Annotated in this window: 12 protein-coding genes and 1 riboswitch; of the genes, 8 read left to right on the top strand and 4 right to left on the bottom strand. The window is 70.0% G+C overall.

From position 1 onward, the window contains the following. Positions 1–87: 87 nt before the first annotated feature. The 3 genes from U8331_RS12950 to bioD form a co-directional block, all read right to left on the bottom strand. Positions 88–3,153, bottom strand: coding sequence for an efflux RND transporter permease subunit (locus tag U8331_RS12950; RefSeq protein WP_481131424.1), 3,066 nt, complete (start codon positions 3,151–3,153; stop codon positions 88–90). Between the two features lie 140 nt (positions 3,154–3,293). Further along, the gene (locus tag U8331_RS12955; RefSeq protein WP_481131425.1) at positions 3,294–4,472 is read right to left on the bottom strand and encodes an efflux RND transporter periplasmic adaptor subunit; all 1,179 of its coding nucleotides are present in this window, start codon (positions 4,470–4,472) and stop codon (positions 3,294–3,296) included. Between the two features lie 181 nt (positions 4,473–4,653). Then, positions 4,654–5,331, bottom strand: coding sequence for a dethiobiotin synthase (bioD, locus tag U8331_RS12960; protein WP_481131426.1), 678 nt, complete (start codon positions 5,329–5,331; stop codon positions 4,654–4,656). 61 nt (positions 5,332–5,392) lie between these two features. Here bioD and U8331_RS12965 point away from each other — a divergent pair, with 61 nt between their 5' ends. The 3 genes from U8331_RS12965 to btuB all read left to right on the top strand — a co-directional run bounded on the left by U8331_RS12965 (position 5,393) and on the right by btuB (position 8,507). Continuing rightward, positions 5,393–5,875, top strand: coding sequence for a GAF domain-containing protein (locus U8331_RS12965; RefSeq protein WP_481131427.1), 483 nt, complete (start codon positions 5,393–5,395; stop codon positions 5,873–5,875). Further along, positions 5,872–6,222 (top strand): TfoX/Sxy family protein, encoded by a 351-nt coding sequence (locus tag U8331_RS12970; protein ID WP_481131428.1) that lies wholly within the window; start codon positions 5,872–5,874, stop codon positions 6,220–6,222. The genes U8331_RS12965 and U8331_RS12970 overlap by 4 nt, the downstream gene beginning before the upstream one ends. Positions 6,223–6,251: 29 nt before the next feature. Then, positions 6,252–6,502: riboswitch (cobalamin riboswitch) on the top strand. 136 nt (positions 6,503–6,638) lie between these two features. Then, on the top strand, positions 6,639–8,507 hold the full coding sequence (gene btuB / locus U8331_RS12975; RefSeq protein WP_481131429.1) for a TonB-dependent vitamin B12 receptor: 1,869 nt from the start codon (positions 6,639–6,641) through the stop codon (positions 8,505–8,507). A gap of 473 nt (positions 8,508–8,980) precedes the next feature. Here the strand turns inward: btuB and glmS are convergent, their stop codons facing one another. Next, on the bottom strand, positions 8,981–10,813 hold the full coding sequence (gene glmS / locus U8331_RS12980) for a glutamine--fructose-6-phosphate transaminase (isomerizing) (protein WP_481131430.1): 1,833 nt from the start codon (positions 10,811–10,813) through the stop codon (positions 8,981–8,983). A 209-nt stretch (positions 10,814–11,022) separates the two neighbouring features. On the opposite strand from glmS, the gene U8331_RS12985 reads away from it, so the two are divergent. The 5 genes from U8331_RS12985 (at position 11,023) to U8331_RS13005 (ending at position 17,027) form a co-directional block, all read left to right on the top strand. Then, complete coding sequence (locus tag U8331_RS12985) at positions 11,023–12,297, top strand: efflux RND transporter periplasmic adaptor subunit (protein ID WP_481131431.1); 1,275 nt, start codon at positions 11,023–11,025, stop codon at positions 12,295–12,297. Between the two features lie 44 nt (positions 12,298–12,341). Beyond that, complete coding sequence (locus tag U8331_RS12990; protein WP_481131432.1) at positions 12,342–13,058, top strand: ABC transporter ATP-binding protein; 717 nt, start codon at positions 12,342–12,344, stop codon at positions 13,056–13,058. Between the two features lie 71 nt (positions 13,059–13,129). Continuing rightward, positions 13,130–14,446, top strand: a complete 1,317-nt coding sequence (locus U8331_RS12995; RefSeq protein WP_481131433.1) for an ABC transporter permease — start codon at positions 13,130–13,132, stop codon at positions 14,444–14,446. Between the two features lie 12 nt (positions 14,447–14,458). Next, positions 14,459–15,676, top strand: a complete 1,218-nt coding sequence (locus tag U8331_RS13000) for an ABC transporter permease (protein WP_481131434.1) — start codon at positions 14,459–14,461, stop codon at positions 15,674–15,676. Between the two features lie 10 nt (positions 15,677–15,686). Then, on the top strand, positions 15,687–17,027 hold the full coding sequence (locus tag U8331_RS13005) for a sigma-54-dependent transcriptional regulator (protein ID WP_481131435.1): 1,341 nt from the start codon (positions 15,687–15,689) through the stop codon (positions 17,025–17,027). The last annotated feature ends 2 nt before the right edge of the window (positions 17,028–17,029 follow it).

A 17,029-nucleotide genomic window follows, 5' to 3' on the forward strand; every position in this document is an offset into this window, starting at 1 on the left:
ACACGAAACCCGGCAGCGCGAGCTGCCGGGTTTTTTGTTGGTTCGCTCCTGCAGGGACCGGCGTCCCCGCACGCCCTCCCTTACCGCTCAACCCGCCTGTTCGGCTTCCATCCGCGCCTGCTCGGCCGCGGCCTTCTGGTGGTTGCGGCCGATCAGCAGGTACATCACCGGCACCACGAACAAGGTGAAGAAGGTGCCGATGCCCATGCCGCCGACGATCACCCAGCCGATCTGGTTGCGCGCCTCGGCGCCGGCGCCGGACGCGATCGCCAGCGGCAGCGAGCCGAGCACCATGGCACCGGTGGTCATCAGGATCGGCCGCAGGCGCAGGGCGGCGGCGTCGACCACCGCCTCGAACTTGGAGCGCCCCTGCTCCTGCAGCTGGTTGGAGAACTCGACGATCAGGATGCCGTGCTTGGCGATCAGGCCGACCAGGGTGACCAGGCCGATCTGCGAATAGATGTTCCAGCTGCCGCCGCTGAGCTTGAGCGCCAGGAACGCGCCGAACGCGGCCAGCGGCACCGCCAGCAGGATCACCAGCGGATCGACCCAGCTCTCGAACTGCGCGGCCAGCACCAGGAAGATGAACACCACCGCCAGCCCGAAGATCATCGCGAAGTCGCTGGACGACTCGCGGAACTCGCGGCTCTGGCCCGACAGGTCGTAGGTGGCCTCCGGCGCGACCTCGGCCAGCGCCGCCTCCATCCAGTCCAGCGCCTCGCCCATCGGGTAGCCCGGCGCGAGGCCGGCGCTGATGGTCGCCGAGCGCAGCTTGTTGAAGTGGTTGAGTTCCTTCGCCGCCACCGTTTCGGTCACGTCGACCAGGTTGGACAGCTGCACCATCTGGCCGTCGCCGCCGCGCACGTAGATGTTGGACAGGTCGCCCGGGGTGCGGCGGTCGGCGTCCTCTACCTGCACGATCACGTCGTATTGCTCGCTGCCGCGCTTGAAGCGGGTGACGTTGCGGCCGCCGAGCAGCGATTCGAGCGTGTGGCCAACCGTCGCGACATCGCTGCCGACCGCGGCGACCTTCTCGCGGTTGACGCTGATGCTCAGCTGCGGCTTGTTGAGCTTGAGGTCGCTGTCGGGATTGGTCAGGTTCGGGTTCTCGGCCATCTTCGCCATCATCTTCTGCACGACGACGCCGAGCTCCTCCCAGGTACCGGTGCTCTGCACGACGAAGTTGACCGGCTGGCCGAAGCCTTCCTGCCCCAGCGGCGGCGGCAGGGTCGGGAACGCCATGATCCCGGGAATGCCCATGAACTGCGGGAACAGCGCACCCTGCACTTCCTGCACCGACACGTCGCGCTCGTCCCAGTCCTCCAGCATCACGAAGCCGATCGTGTTGGTGACCGACGGGAAGCCGACCAGCTGGAAATAGCTGACCACCGACGGCGCGTTGGCGAAGCCCTGCTCCATCATCCGCGCGTAGCGGTCGGTGTAGTCGACGGTGGAGCCTTCCGGCGCTTGGCCGAAGCCGATGATGACGCCCTGGTCCTCCTGCGGCGCCAGCTCGCGCGGCAGGGTCATGAACAGCACGATCGCCAGCGCGAACACGCCGACGCCGACGCCCACCACCGCCCAGCGCAGCTTCAGGGCGCGCGTCAGCACCGCGCGGTAGCCGTCGTCGAGTTTGCGCAGCACGCGCTCGCCCATCTCGTAGAAGCGGCCGTGCTTCTTTTCGTGGCGCAGCAGCTTGGACGACATCATCGGCGACAGCGTCAGCGCGGTGAACCCCGACACCAGCACCGCGCCGGCCAGGGTCAGGGCGAACTCGACGAACAGCTTGCCGGTGCGGCCGGTCGAGAACGCCAGCGGCACGTACACCGCCGCCAGCGTCAGCGTCATCGCGACGATGGCGAAGCCAATCTCCTTGCTGCCCTGCAGCGCCGCCTGGAACGGCGGCATGCCTTCCTCGATGTGCCGATAGATGTTCTCCAGCATCACGATCGCGTCGTCGACCACCAGGCCGATCGCCAGCACCATCGCCAGCAGGGTCAGGGTGTTGATGGTGAAGCCGAACGCCAGCATCAGCGCGAACGCGCCGATCAGCGACACCGGGATCGTCACCAGCGGGATCAGCGTCGCGCGCCAGCTGCGCAGGAACAGGAAGATCACCACCACCACCAGCAGCACCGCCTCGATCACGGTCTTGTAGACCTCCTCGATCGACTTCTCGATGAAGATCGTCGAGTCGAAGGCGATGTTCAGCTCGAGCCCTTCCGGCAGCGTGCGCTGGATCTGCGGGATCAGCTCCTCGAGCGCGGCGGAGATCTCCAGCGGATTGGCCACCGCCTGCTTGGTGATGCCCAGCGGCACCGCGTTGATGCCGTTGTAGCGCGCGCGGAAACGCTCCTGCTGCGCGCCGAGTTCGATCGTGGCGACGTCCCTGAGCCGGACCAGGTAGCCGTTGGACTCGCCGAGGATCACTTCGCCGAACTCCTCCGGCGTCTGCAGGTCGGTCTCGGGCAGCACGGTGAACTCGCGGTCGGAGCCTTCGACACGACCGGCCGGGATCTCCACGTTCTGGCTGCGCAGCGCCTGCTCGACATCGGCCGGGGTCAGGCCGAAACCCGCCAGCCGCTGCGGCTGCAGCCACACGCGCATCGCATAGGTACTGGAGAACACCTGGGCCTGGGCGACGCCGGGGATCTGCTGGATGCGGTCCTTCACCAGCCGCTCGGCGTAGTCGGCGATCTCCACCTGCGAGTGCTGGTCGGACGAGAACGCCAGGAAGATGATCGGCTCGGCGTCGGCCTCCTGCTTCTGGATGATCGGCTCGTCGACCTCCTCGGGCAGTTGCTGGCGCGCCTGCGCTACGCGGTCGCGCACGTCGCTGGCGGCGCCGTCCGGGTCGCGGTCGAGGCGGAACCGGATGGTCACCTGGCTGGACTGCTCGCGGCTGACCGACTGCATGTACTCGATGCCTTCGACACCCGACAGCGCGTCCTCGATCGGCTGGGTCACCTGCGACTCGATCACCTGCGCGCTGGCGCCGGGATAGCTGGTGTTGACCGTCACCACCGGGGTGTCGACGTTCGGGATCTGGCGCACCGCCAGGCGGTCGTAGGCGATGATGCCCAGCAGCAGCACCACCAGGTTGATCACGGTGGCGAAGACGGGGCGGCGGATGGAGATGTCGGACAGGACCATGGACGTCTCTCTGGTGCTGTGTCCCTCCCGTCGGCGGGAAGGTGGCGCGGAGCGCCGGAGGATTCGGGCGACGCGCGCGGTTCGGGCGCGGCACGGTGTCGGGCGCGACCGTCACACGACAGGCGCGCCGCGGGTGGGACTTACTGCGCGTCCTCGGCGGACGTTTCGTTGGACTCCGTCGCAGGCGCCGGCGGTGCGGTCGGCGCGGCGCCCGCCGCTCCATCCGCGGTGCCGCTCGGGCCGGCCGGAGCACCTTCGGGCGCGCCGGGCAGCACCATCACCGGCATGCCGTCCTGCATCATCGGCTTGCCCTGGCCGGCGGTGATCACCACGTCGCCGGCCTGCAGGCCCTCGATCACCTGCACCTTGCCCGGCACGCGGCGGCCGGTGGTGACCACGGTCTTCTTCGCCTTGCCATCGACTACGGTGAACACGAAGCGGGTCTCGCCCTCCTGCATCAGCGCCTGCTCCGGCACCAGGATCGCCTCGCCGCCTTCGCGGGTGTCGAGGGTGAGCTTGGCGAACTGGCCGGGGCGCAGCTTGAAGTCGGGGTTGGCGATCTGCGCGCGCAACTGCACGCTGCGGCTGTTGATGTCGACCACCGGGGCGATCGCGACCACCTTGCCGCCGAACGTTTCGCCGGGGAAGGCATCCACGGTGATGCTGATCTTCTGGCCGGAGCGCACCTGCGGCAAGGCGCCTTCCGGCACGCTGAAGTCGACTTCGATCGGGTCCATCCGCACCAGCGTGACCAGGTCCTCGCCGATGCTGACGAAATCGCCGACGCTGACCTCGCGCAGGCCGATCTGCCCGGAGAACGGCGCGCGCAGGGTCATTTTCGACAGCGACGTGCGGGCGGAGGCCACCCGGGCCTGGTCGACCGCGAAGGCGGCGCGGGTCTGGTCGTAGTCGGCGCGCGCGATCAGCTGCTCCCCGGCCAGCTCCGACGCGCGCTCGTTGGCGCGCCGGCTGTTCTCGAGATTGGCCTCGGCCTCGTTGAGGCTGGCGCGGGCCAGGCTGGCGTCGAGGCTGAACAGCGGTTGTCCGGCTTCGACGTGGCCACCCTCCTCGAAATGGATACGCTCGATGCGGCCGCCGACTTCCGGCCGCACCACCACCGACTCGTCGGCGCGCAGGCTGCCGACGGTCTGCAGGCCGCTTTCCAGCGGTTGCGGCTGCACGGTCACGGTTTCGACGGGCAGTTGCATCGCGCCGCCGCCCGCTCCCGCCGCGCCTTCGGCGGCCGGGTCGTCGCCGCAGGCGGCCAGTGCGAGCACGCTGGCGAGGAACAATCCGGTGAACAACAGGTTGCGGCGCATGGGGGAGGCCTCGTCATCCATTTCTTGTACCGCGCAGTTTAGGGACGCCCGCAAGCCGTGTCCCCATGCCGGAAGTCAGTCCGGCCAACGGCAGCGTGGCAGGGCGGAAACGCTAACGCCGCGGGGTTACGGTGGCGCGAAATGCGCTGCGTCGGCGCTGACCGGAGCCCGGATGCGCGGGTCAGTCCCGCGGCAACCGCAGATGCCCGGCCAGCACCGACGGATCCGGATCCACCGCGTACGGCAGCCGCCCCCAGCACGGCGCTTCCAGGCGCTGCTGCAGGATCACGAAATTGTCGTCGGCCCGTGCCATCTCCGGATCCACCCCGTTGGCGACCCAGCCCGCGACCCGCACGCCATCGGCCACCAGCGCCCGCAGGGTCAGGCGTGCGTGGTTGATGCAGCCCAGCCGCAGCCCGACCACGAACACCACCGGCAGGTCCAGCGCGCGCACCAGGTCGAGCTGGTCGAGCGTGGCCGACAGTGGCGCCGCCCAGCCGCCGACGCCTTCGACCACCACACGCGGTGCCTGCGCCGCCAGTCGCCGGTAGGCGGCGAGGATCGGGGCGAGTGACACCTCGACGCCGTCATCGCGCAGCGCCAGTTCCGGGGCGAGCGGGGCGCGCAGCGCGTAAGGATTGACGTCGGCGTACGAGGGCCGCGGGTCGCTGGCGGCCTGCAGGGCCAGCGCGTCCTCGTTGCGCCAGGCACCGTCGAGGAACTCGCAGCCGCTGGCGACCGGCTTCATGCCGACCGCGTGGTCGCCGCGGCCGCGCAGGGCGTGCAGCAGCGCCGCGGATACGACGGATTTGCCGATACCGGTGTCGGTCCCGGTCACGTACAGATGGGAGGGCAGCATCCGCACATCGTAGGCACTCGGCCGCCGCGAGTCGCGTGCCGGCCGCTGCTACACTCGCGCGATGTTCACCGCCAGCGCCCTGTCCGGCAGCAAGCCGGAGCAATACGCCGAGCTCGCCGCGCAGGCCCGCGCGCTGCTGTCCGGCGAATCCGACCGCATCGCCAACGCCGCCAACCTGTCGGCGCTGGTCTACCACGCCCTGCCGGAGCTCAACTGGGTCGGCTTCTATTTCTTCGACGGGCGCGAGCTGGTGGTGGGACCGTTCCAGGGGCAACCCGCGTGCGTGCGCATTCCGCTCGACAAGGGCGTCTGCGGCGCGGCGGCGAGCACCCGCCGGACCCAGCGCGTCGCCGACGTCGACGCGTTCCCCGGCCATATCGCCTGCGACTCGGCCTCGCGGTCGGAAGTGGTGGTGCCGCTGGTGCGCGGCGATGCGCTGGTCGGCGTGTTCGACATCGACAGCCCGAAGACGAACCGCTTCGACGAGGACGACCAGCGCGGCATGGAGGCGATCGCCCGCGTCTACCTGGAGTCGCTGGGATGAGCGAGGCCACCAAGCTCCGCAACATCGGGCCGAAGTCGGCCGCGTGGCTGCGCCAGGTCGGCCTGCGCACCCGCGAGGAGATCGCCGAGGCCGGGGCGGTGGAGGCGTTCATGCGGGTCAAGCGCGCCGGCTTCAAGCCGACCCTGAACCTGCTGTACTCCATCGAAGGTGCACTGTGCGACTGCCACTGGCAGGAAGTGCCCGAACAGCGCCGCAGCGAGCTGGTCGCCGCCGCCGAAGCCGCGATCGCCGGCCTGCCGCCGCCGCGCAACAAGCCGCCCGCCGGCCCGGTGCGCACCACGGTCCTGACCGCCGACACCGTCGCCGAGCGCCCCGACGAGGACTGAGCCAAGCTTCCTCGCCGCGCCGATCGCGTACACTGCGCGCGCTTCGAGGTGACCCGGCGGCGTCCTGCCGGCGGGTTGAAACGGGAAGCCGGTGACGCCGCGGGATGCACACGCACCCGCGCCATTCCGGCACTGCCCCCGCAACGGTAAGCGAGTGGAACCGCGCAGGCGGTTCCGGCCCAGGCTCACCGCCACTGTGCATCCGCATGGGAAGGCGCCACGGCCGGTGTCGAAAGACGCCCTCGCGAGTCCGGAGACCGGCCCCGGAGCTGACTGGTTGCGATGCGGAGGGCATTGCGGCGGCGCCGCTGGTGCATGCCCGACCTCCGCGCAGCCGATCCCTCTCCACGCGACTTCCCGGTACCTTGCGCGGCCGAATGCCGGGGACGGCACGCCGCGCGCTTGGAGACACTTCGATGCCATTCCGCCTTGCCCCGCTCGCCACCGCCGTGGCGCTCGTCCTGCCTGTCCTGTCACTGCCTGCCACCGCGTGGGCCGAAGCCGCCGCGCAGGCGACCGAACTCGACGAAGTCGTCGTCACCGCCACCCGTACCGCGCTCGACGTCGATACCGTGCTCGCCCCGGTCGAAGTGATCGACCGCGAAGCCATCGAACGCAGCCAGGCCCGTTCGTTGCCCGACCTGCTGGCCGGCCGCGCCGGCGTGTCGCTGGCCAACCAGGGCGGCACCGGCAAGCTGACCACGCTGTTCCTGCGCGGTGCCGAGTCCGACCACATCGTCGTACTGGTCGACGGCATCCGCGTGGGCTCGCCGACCTCCGGGCTGGTGTCGCTGCAGAACATGCCGCTGGCGCTCATCGAACGCGTCGAGATCGTCCGCGGCCCGCGCTCGAGCCTGTACGGCAGCGAGGCGATCGGCGGCGTGATCCAGATCTTCACCCGGCGCGACGCTGCCGGCTGGTCGCCACGGCTGCACGTCGGCGGCGGCAGCCACGGCGCGCACGACTTCGGCGTCGGCATCGCCGGCCGCGAGGGCCGCGCCTGGTTCGGTGCCGACTATGCCTTCCAGCGCACGGAGGGCTTCAACGCCTGCGACGTCGCCGAACCGACGCCGTTCTCGGCCGGCTGCTTCATCAGCACACCCGAGCCCGACCTCGACGGCTACATCCAGAACGCGCTGTCGCTGCGCGCCGGCCTCGACCTGGACGACGCCTGGCAGGTTTCCGCTCAGGCCCTGCGCAGCGAGGGCGAGAACGATTTCGACGGCGACTACAGCAACCGCTCCGAAACCCTGCAGCAGGTGGTCGGCGGCAGCGTGCGCTGGCGCCCTTCCGAGGCCATGCAGCTCAAGCTCACCGCCGGGCGCAATGTCGACGCCTCCGACCAGTTCAACGACGGCGCCTACATCGGCTACTTCGACACCGACCGCGACAGCGCCAGCCTGCAGGGCGACTTCGGCTTCGGCCGGCAACAACTGCTGAGCGTCGGCCTCGACTGGCTGCGAGACCGCGTCGACGGCGACACCGTCTACGTCGAGGACGAGCGCGACAACCGTGCCGCCTTCGCCCAGTACCAGGCGCACTTCGGTGCCCACGCCCTGCAGGCCAGCGTGCGCCGCGACGACAACGAGCAGTTCGGCGGCCACACCACCGGCAGCGTGGCCTGGGGCCTGGACTTCACCGGCGGCTGGCGGCTCAGCGCCGGCTGGGGCACCGCATTCAAGGCGCCGACCTTCAACGAGCTGTACTACCCGTTCTTCGGCAACCCGGACCTGCGCCCGGAAGAATCCGACACCGCCGAGCTCGGCATCGGCTGGAAGAACCAGCGGATCGATATCCAGCTCGACGCGTTCGAAACCACTGTCGACGACCTGATCGCCTTCGACGCCGCCATCGGCCTGCCCAACAATATCGAGCGCGCCCGCATGCGGGGCGCCGAACTCGGCATCGACACCGACATCGCCCAGTGGCAGCTCGCCGCCAGCGTGAGCTGGCTCGACACCGAGAACCGGACCTTCAATACCGACCTCGAACTGCCCCGTCGTTCCCGCCAAAGCGCGCGCATCGACCTCGACCGCGCCTTCGGCAAGTTCCGCCTCGGTGTCACCGGCGTCGCCGAAGGCCCCCGCTACGACGACGTCGCCAACACGATGCGCCTGCCCGGCTACGCCACCCTCGACCTGCGCGCCGAGGTCGCACTGACCGACGCACTGACGTTGCAGGGACGCGTGGCCAACGTGTTCGATCGCGACTACGAAACCGTCGCGTTCTACAACCAGCCGGGGCGGGAGTGGTTCGTGACGTTGCGCTGGGCGCCGGCGGAGTGATCCGGAAGCGATGACCCGAAAGCGGTGCGCCGGCAGCGGTGCACCGCTTTCCGTCCATGAATCCGCTCCAGGCCAAGCCCTGCTCGCGGACTGCAGGAGCGGCTTCAGCCGCGATCCGGACATCGTTCGCCCGCGCCATTCCACGATCGCGGCTGAAGCCGCTCCTACAAAAGCCCGCACATCATCGAGCAACACATTCCGGGACCGGAGCAAAGCCCCAAAGCGACGAATCCCCGGGCGTGGGCCGGCCGGCGGGGGAATTGCGGAAAGCCGGCCATGGATGGCCGGCGGCCCCGAGTCGGGACAGGACGTCCCGACCGAGGGGTGGAGCCATTCCCCCACCGGCCGGTCCACGCGGCGCGCAACACCACGAAGCCCAAGCACGAAGCCCGACATGCAGCCGGACTTCGCTCAACAACCAGGAACGAACAACAACGCTCCCCGGCTCCGCTACCGAGGACCCTGCCGCCCGGCTACTCCACCGTCACCGATTTGGCCAGGTTGCGTGGCTTGTCGACATCCGTGCCGCGTGCCAGCGCCACGTGATACGCCAGCAACTGCACCGGAATCGTGTGCATCACCGGGCTCAACACCCCGACATTGCGCGGCGCCCGGATCACGTGCACCCCCTCGGACGGACCGAACTGGCTGTCCTCGTCAGTGAACACGAACAGCTCGCCGCCGCGCGCGCGCACCTCCTGCATGTTCGACTTCACCTTCTCCAGCAGGCTGTCGTTGGGCGCGATCACCACCACCGGCATCGCCTCGTCCACCAGCGCCAGCGGCCCGTGCTTGAGCTCACCCGCCGGATACGCCTCGGCGTGGATGTAGGAGATCTCCTTGAGCTTGAGCGCCCCCTCCAGCGCGATCGGATAATGCACCCCGCGGCCGAGGAACAGCGCGTGGTCCTTCGGCGCGAAACGCTCCGCCCACGCGGTGATCTGCGGCTCCAGGTTGAGCGCGTGCTGCACGCTGCCGGGCAGGTGGCGCAACGCATCGAGGTACTCGGCCTCCTTCGCCCCGTCGAGCCGGCCGTGCAGCTTGGCCAGCGTGGCGGTCAGGGTGAACAGCGCCACCAGCTGGGTGGTGAACGCCTTGGTCGAGGCCACGCCGATCTCGGCGCCGGCACGGGTGTAGTACACCAGCCGGCTGGCACGCGGGATCGCGCTTTCGGGCACGTTGCAGATCGACAGCGTCCTGTCGTGGCCGAGCGACCTGGCGTACTTCAGCGCCTCCATCGTGTCGAGCGTTTCGCCCGACTGCGAAATGGTGACGACCAGGTGCTTCGGGTTCGCCACCGCGGTGCGGTAGCGGTACTCGCTGGCGATCTCGACCGAGCATGGCAGCCCGGCGACCGACTCGATCCAGTAGCGCGCGGTCAGGCCGGCGTAATAGCTGGTGCCGCAGGCGAGGATCTGCACGCCCTCGATGTCGCGCAGCACGTCGGCCGCGCCGGTGCCGAACAGCTCCGGGGAGAACTCGCCGTTGTCGATCAGCGCCTCGATCGTGTCGGAGATCGCGCGCGGCTGCTCGTGGATCTCCTTCTGCATGAAGTGCCGGTACGGCCCGAGTTCGAGCGAGGCCAGCGACACGTCGGACATGTGCACTTCGCGATCGACCACCGCGCCGGATTCGTCGAACACGCAGACGCCGTCGCGGGTGAGGTCGGCGGTGTCGCCCTCCTCCAGGAAGATCACCCGGCGGGTCGCCTGGATGATCGCCGAGACGTCGCTGGCGACGAAGTTCTCGCCGTCGCCCAGCCCCACCAGCAGCGGACAGCCCATGCGCGCGGCCACCAGGCGGCCGGGCTCGCGCTTGCTCACCACCGCGATCGCGTAGGCCCCGGTCAGCTCGCCCGCCGCCGCCTGCACTGCGGCCAGCAGGTCCATGCCCTGCTGCTGGTGGTAGTGCACCAGGTGCGCGATGACCTCGGTATCGGTCTGCGACTCGAAGGCGTAGCCGGCACCGGCGAGCCGCTCGCGCTGCTCGTCGTGATTTTCGATGATGCCGTTGTGGACCACCGCCAGCTCGCCGAAGCTCACGTGCGGGTGCGCGTTGGCCTCGGTCACGCCCCCGTGGGTGGCCCAGCGCGTATGGCCGATGCCCAACACGGCGTGGAAACCCTCGGCGTGCGCGGCCGCTTCCATCTCCGCGACCCGGCCGGTGCGGCGCACGCGGCGCACCGCGTCGTCGGCCAGCACGGCGATGCCGGCCGAGTCGTAACCGCGGTATTCGAGCCGCTTCAGGCCTTCGATCAGTACCGGTACCACGTCGCGATCGGCGATCGCACCAACGATTCCACACATGGGGTAAGGGCCTCCTGCAGTAGCGCCACAGTTTAACGGCGGAAGGCGCCGGACACCGGCCGTGCGCCGCCCGGACACGGCGCGGACACCGCGGTGTCCGGCGGACACTCCGCGGACACCCGTCTCCCTTGCGGATCAGTCACTTGGGCGTTGGCACGGGTTCTGCTTCGGTTGACGTCGAACCCACGACACCCGCGCAGGAATTCGGCATGAGCATCCGCGACACCTCCGGCCAGGACCAGATCCGCGGCCCCGCCCCCGGGCTGACCCGCAAACGTCGCCACTGGCTGGTCGCGGGTGCCTGCGGGCTGGCGTTGCTGGGCGCGGTGGGCTGGCTGGTGGCTGGCTGGAGCGGCGGCAGCCGCTCGTTCGACGCCTCGCGCGTGCGCATCGCCGAGGTCACCCGCGGCGACCTGGTCCGCGACATCTCGGCCGAGGGCCGGGTGATCGCCGCCAACAGTCCGACCCTGTACGCGGTGGCCGGCGGCACCGTCTCGCTCGAGGTCGTCGCCGGCGACACGGTCAAGCACGGCGAGGTGCTGGCGGTGATCGACAGCCCCGAGCTGCGCAGCGAGCTGGCGCAGGAGGAAGCGACGCTGGCCAGCCTCGAGGCCGAGGCCGGCCGCGCCGCCCTCGATGCGCGGATCGCCCGCTCCGCCGCGCGCCGCGCGCTCGACCAGGCGGAGATCGACCGCCAGGCCGCGGTGCGCGACCTGGAGCGCAACCAGCATGCATTCGAGGGCGGCGCGGTGGCCCAGATCGACGTCGCCCGCGCCGCCGACGACCTCAAGAAGGCCGAGCTCGGCCTCGCCCACGCCGAGCGCGAATACGCCCTGCAGGGCCAAGGCGCCGGGCTGGATGCACGCAACAAGCAGCTGCTGGCCGACCGCCAGCGCGCGGTGGTCGCCGAACTGCAACGGCAGGTCGACGCGTTGACCGTGCGCGCGCCGTTCGACGGCATCGTCGGCCAGGTGCTGGTCGACCAGCGCGCCAACGTCGCCGACAACGCGCCGGTACTCGGCGTGGTCGACCTCACCGAGTTCGAAGTGGAGATCAAAGTGCCCGAGAGCTTCGCCCGCGACCTGGCGATCGGCATGCCGGCGCAGCTGTCGGGCGGCCGCGGCGAGTTCGCCGCCGAGGTGTCGGCGGTGTCGCCGGAGGTGGTCGGCGGCGAGGTCACCGGTCGCCTGCGCTTCACCGGCGAGCAGCCTCCCGGCCTGCGCCAGAACCAGCGCATGAGCGCACGCATCCTGCTGGACACCCGCGAGGACGTGCTGATGGTCGAACGCGGCCCGTTCCTGGAACAGGGCGGAGGCACCGTTGCCTGGGTGATGGACGGCGACGTCGCCGAGCGTCGCCCGATCCGCACCGGCGTCAGCAGCCTCGGCGCGGTCGAGATCCTCGACGGCCTGCAACCCGGCGACCGCGTGGTGGTCTCCGGAAGCGACCAGTTCGGCGATGCCGAGCGGGTCTCGATCAACTGACGCCCACCCGCTTTCCGCTTCTCTTAAACGACAAGGAACATCCCATGCTCGACATGCGCCAGGTCACCAAGGTCTACCGCACCGAACTGGTCGAGACGCACGCGCTGCGATCGCTCGACCTGCACGTGCGCGACGGCGAATTCGTCGCGGTCACCGGCCCGTCGGGCTCGGGCAAGACCACCTTCCTCAACATCGCCGGCCTGCTGGAAACCTTCACCGGCGGCACCTACGTACTCGATGGCGAGGCCGTCAGCGGGCTGTCGGACGATGCCCGCAGCAAACTGCGCAACCGCAAGATCGGCTTCATCTTCCAGAGCTTCAACCTGATCCCCGACCTCAACCTGTTCGACAACGTCGACGTGCCGCTGCGCTACCGCGGCATGTCGGCCGCCGAGCGCAAACAGCGCATCGAGCAGGCGCTGACCCGGGTCGGCCTGGGCTCGCGGATGAAGCACTACCCGGCCGAGCTGTCGGGTGGCCAGCAGCAGCGTGCCGCGATCGCCCGTGCGCTGGCCGGCAGCCCGCGCCTGCTGCTGGCCGACGAGCCGACCGGCAACCTCGACTCGCAGATGGCGCGCGGTGTCATGGAAATGCTCGAGGAGATCAACGCCGAGGGCACCACCATCGTGATGGTCACCCACGACCCGGAGCTGGCCGCGCGCGCCCAGCGCAACGTCCACATCGTCGACGGCATGGCCACCGACGTGGTGGCCGGCAGCAGCCTGCTGCGCGCGGAAGCCGGTGCGGCGACTCCGGCCTGAACGCACGGGGCGGCGTTCCGCCCCGCGACGACCGGTTGCCTGCGGTCCATTCCCGTTCCACGGAGCCTCACATGTTTGCCTACTACTTCGACCTGGCGTTGCGCAGCTTCCGCCGCAACAAGGTGCTGACCGCGCTGATGGTGCTGGCGATCGCGCTGGGCATCGGCGCCAGCATGACCACGCTGACCGTGTTCCACGTGCTCTCGGGCGATCCGCTGCCGGGCAAGAGCGGCCGCGTGTTCTATCCGCAGATGGACCCGCGCTCGATGAACGGCTTCACCGAGGGCGAGGATCCCGAGTCGCAGATGACCCGCTTCGATGCCGAAGCCCTGCTGCGCGACAAGCGCGGCGTGCGCCAGGCGGTGATGACCGGCGGCGGTGTCGCCGTGGAGCCGCAGACCAGCGGCGTCGACCCGTTCCTCGCCGACGCGCGCTACACCTCGGCCGATTTCTTTGCAATGTTCGACGCGCCGTTCCTGCACGGCACCGGCTGGACCGCCAACGATGACGGCGGCCGGGCCCGGGTGGCGGTGATCTCGACCGAGCTCAACGACCAGCTGTTCGGTGGCGGCAACAGCGTCGGCAAGACCGTGCGGCTGGACCAGACCGACTTCCGCATCGTCGGCGTGCTCGACCGCTGGCGCCCCACCCCGCGCTTCTACGACCTCACCAACCAGCGCTTCGGCACGGTCGAGCAGGTGTTCCTGCCGTTCTCGACCTCGCGCGACCTGGAGCTGGGCACCAGCGGCAACATGAACTGCTGGGGCGACGCCAACGCCACCGGCGACGAGGAGGGCCAGCACGGCGTCAACGCACCGTGCGCCTGGTTGCAGTACTGGGTGGAACTGGAATCGGCCGGCGACGCCGACGAGTACCTGCAGTACCTGACCAACTACTCCGACCAGCAGCGCGCGGCCGGCCGGTTCGAGCGGCCGACCAACGTGCGGCTGTACGACGTGATGGGCTGGCTGGACTACAACCGCGTGGTGCCGGGCGACGTCCGGCTGCAGACCTGGCTCGCGCTGGGCTTCCTGCTGGTGTGCCTGGTCAACACCGTCGGCCTGCTGCTGGCGAAGTTCCTGCGGCGCTCGACCGAGATCGGCGTGCGCCGCGCGCTGGGCGCCTCGCGCCGGGCGATCTTCGCCCAGTGCCTGGTCGAAGCCGGAACCGTCGGCCTGGCCGGCGGCGTGCTCGGCCTGGCGCTGGCACTGCTCGGGTTGTGGGCCGTGCGCCAGCAACCGGTGGGCTACGCCGAGCTGGCCCACCTCGACGTGTCGATGCTGGTCACCACCTTCCTGCTCGCGATCGCGGCCAGCCTGCTGGCCGGCCTGTTGCCGGCCTGGCGCGCCTGCCAGGTCGCCCCCGCCATCCAGCTCAAGAGCCAATAAGCGAGGCTTGCCATGGACATCCGCCCCATCCTGTCGACCCTGCGTCGCCACAAGACCGCTTCCGCGCTGATCGTGCTGGAGATCGCGCTGAGCTGCGCCATCATCTGCAACGCGGTGTTCCTGATCAGCACCCGGCTCGAGCGCATGGACCGCCCCAGCGGCCTGGCCGAGAGCGAACTGGTCCGGGTCCAGCTCGCCGGCATCGGCCGCGACGACGATGCCGCTGCCCGCGTGCTCGAGGACCTGGCGGCCCTGCGCTCGATTCCCGGCGTCGAGGCCGCCACGCTGGCCAACCAGATTCCGTACGGCAATTCGTCGTGGAACAGCTCGGTCAACCTCGAGCCCGAGCAGCAGAACCCCACCCTCAATGCGTCGATCTACCTCGGCGAGGAACAGCTGCTGGAAGCCCTGGGCCTGCGACTGGTGGCCGGCCGTGACTTCGTCCCCGACGAGTACGTCGAGTTCGATGCGCTCAACGAGCCCGGTGCGGAGGTGGTGATTCCCGCGACGATTCTCAGCCGGGCCACTGCCGAGCGCCTGTTTCCCGGCGAGGAGGCGGTCGGCAAGGTCATCTACAGCTGGGGCGACGAACCTATCCGCGTGGTCGGCGTGGTCGAGCACCTGATCCGCCCCAACGAGAACGGCGGGCCTTCCGAAGTGCAGCTGTCGATGCTGCTGCCGATCCGCATGACCGGCGGCAACTTCCTGCTGCGCACCGCGCCGGACCGCCGCGAAGAGGTGCTGAAGGCCGCGGTCACGGCGCTGGAACGGGTCGACCCGAGCCGGATCCTGCTCGAGGACGACACCTTCGAACAGCTCCGCGACGAGTACTACCTGCAGGACAAGTCGATGGCGTGGCTGCTGGTCGCCGTGTGCATCGGCCTGCTGGTGGTGACCGCGCTCGGCATCGTCGGCCTGGCCAGCTTCTGGGTGGCCCAGCGGACCAAGCAGATCGGCGTGCGGCGTGCACTCGGCGCGACCCGCGGCCAGGTGCTGCGCTACTTCCAGACCGAGAACTTCCTGCTGGCCACGGTCGGCATCGTGATCGGCATGCTGCTCGCCTACGGCATCAACCTGGCACTGATGGAGCGTTACGAACTGCCGCGCCTGCCGGCCGTGTACCTGCCGTTCGGCGCGATCGCGCTATGGCTGCTCGGCCAGGTCTCGGTGTTCGGCCCGGCCCGGCGCGCGGCGGCGGTACCTCCTGCAGTGGCGACCCGCAGCGTCTAAAGTCGCGTCCATGCCGACCGTCCTGATCATCGACGACAACCCCGCCGTCGCCACCGCGCTCGAACTGCTGCTCTCCCTGCACGACATCGACGCGCGCGCGGCGGGCTCGCCGGAAGAAGGGCTGGCCGCGCTGGAGGGCGGGGACGTCGATCTGGTGGTGCAGGACATGAACTTCCAGGCCGACACCACCTCCGGCGAGGAAGGGGTGGCGCTGTTCTCGCAGATCCGGGCGCGCTACCCGGACCTGCCGGTGATCCTGCTGACCGCGTGGACCCACCTGGAGTCGGCGGTCGACCTGGTCAAGGCCGGCGCCGCCGACTACCTGGCCAAGCCGTGGGACGACCACAAGCTGATGGCGACGGTCGCCAACCTGCTGGAGCTGTCGGAGGCCCGGCGCGAACTCGACCGCCACCGCAGTGGCGAGCGCCGGCGGCGCCACGCGCTGGCCCGCGAGTACAACCTGTGCGGGCTGGTCTACGCCGATGCCGCCAGCGAGCGGGTGCTGTCGCTGGCCTGCCAGGTCGCGCGCTCCGAACTGCCGGTGCTGGTCACCGGACCGAACGGCGCCGGCAAGGAGAAGTTCGCCGAGATCGTCCATGCCAACTCGTCGGTGCGCAACGGGCCGTTCGTCGCGCTCAACTGCGGGGCGCTGCCGTCCGAGCTGATCGAGGCCGAGCTGTTCGGCGCCGAGGCCGGTGCCTACACCGGCGCCAACCGGGCGCGCGAAGGCAAGTTCGAGGCGGCCGACGGCGGCACGCTGTTCCTCGACGAAATCGGCACCCTGCCGGCGGCCGGCCAGGTCAAGCTGCTGCGGGTGCTGGAGACCGGCCGGTTCGAGCGGCTGGGCGGCAACCGCGAGCGCAGTGTCACGGTGCGGGTGGTCAGCGCTACCAACGCCGACCTCCCGGCGCTGATCGCCGACGGCCGCTTTCGCGAAGACCTGTACTACCGGCTCAACGCGATCGAGTTGAAGCTGCCGCCGCTGGCCGAGCGGCCCGACGACGTCCTGCCGCTGGCGCGGCATTTCCTGCCGCGCGGCAAGTCGCTGGACGCCGGTGCCGAGCAGGCGCTGCTCGGCCATGCCTGGCCGGGCAACGTGCGCGAACTGCGCAACACGTTGCAGCGGGCCTCGCTGCTCTCGCGCGGCGAGCGCATTTCCGCCGACGATCTCGGGTTGCCGCCCGCCCGCCCGGCTCCGCGCACCGCGGCCGCCGACGAGCCCGACCGGGCCGATATCGAGGCGGCACTGGAGCGCGCCGGCGGCGTGCTCGCCCAGGCCGCGCACGAACTCGGCCTGTCACGCCAGGCGCTGTACCGGCGCCTGGACCGGCTCGGCATCCGCCGCGACTGACC

Source organism: Lysobacter sp. CC-YZS074 (genome assembly GCF_056739745.1).

Bases quoted from the DNA above. Each gene is read 5' to 3' on its own strand.
- btuB (WP_481131429.1), top strand. From the start codon at position 6,639: ATGCCATTCCGCCTTGCCCCGCTCGCCACCGCCGTGGCGCTCGTCCTG.
- U8331_RS13000 (WP_481131434.1), top strand. From the start codon at position 14,459: ATGGACATCCGCCCCATCCTGTCGACCCTGCGTCGCCACAAGACCGCT.
- U8331_RS12970 (WP_481131428.1), top strand. From the start codon at position 5,872: ATGAGCGAGGCCACCAAGCTCCGCAACATCGGGCCGAAGTCGGCCGCG.
- U8331_RS13005 (WP_481131435.1), top strand. From the start codon at position 15,687: ATGCCGACCGTCCTGATCATCGACGACAACCCCGCCGTCGCCACCGCG.
- glmS (WP_481131430.1), bottom strand. From the start codon at position 10,813: ATGTGTGGAATCGTTGGTGCGATCGCCGATCGCGACGTGGTACCGGTA.
- U8331_RS12985 (WP_481131431.1), top strand. From the start codon at position 11,023: ATGAGCATCCGCGACACCTCCGGCCAGGACCAGATCCGCGGCCCCGCC.
- U8331_RS12955 (WP_481131425.1), bottom strand. From the start codon at position 4,472: ATGCGCCGCAACCTGTTGTTCACCGGATTGTTCCTCGCCAGCGTGCTC.
- U8331_RS12950 (WP_481131424.1), bottom strand. From the start codon at position 3,153: ATGGTCCTGTCCGACATCTCCATCCGCCGCCCCGTCTTCGCCACCGTG.
- U8331_RS12965 (WP_481131427.1), top strand. From the start codon at position 5,393: ATGTTCACCGCCAGCGCCCTGTCCGGCAGCAAGCCGGAGCAATACGCC.
- U8331_RS12995 (WP_481131433.1), top strand. From the start codon at position 13,130: ATGTTTGCCTACTACTTCGACCTGGCGTTGCGCAGCTTCCGCCGCAAC.
- bioD (WP_481131426.1), bottom strand. From the start codon at position 5,331: ATGCTGCCCTCCCATCTGTACGTGACCGGGACCGACACCGGTATCGGC.
- U8331_RS12990 (WP_481131432.1), top strand. From the start codon at position 12,342: ATGCTCGACATGCGCCAGGTCACCAAGGTCTACCGCACCGAACTGGTC.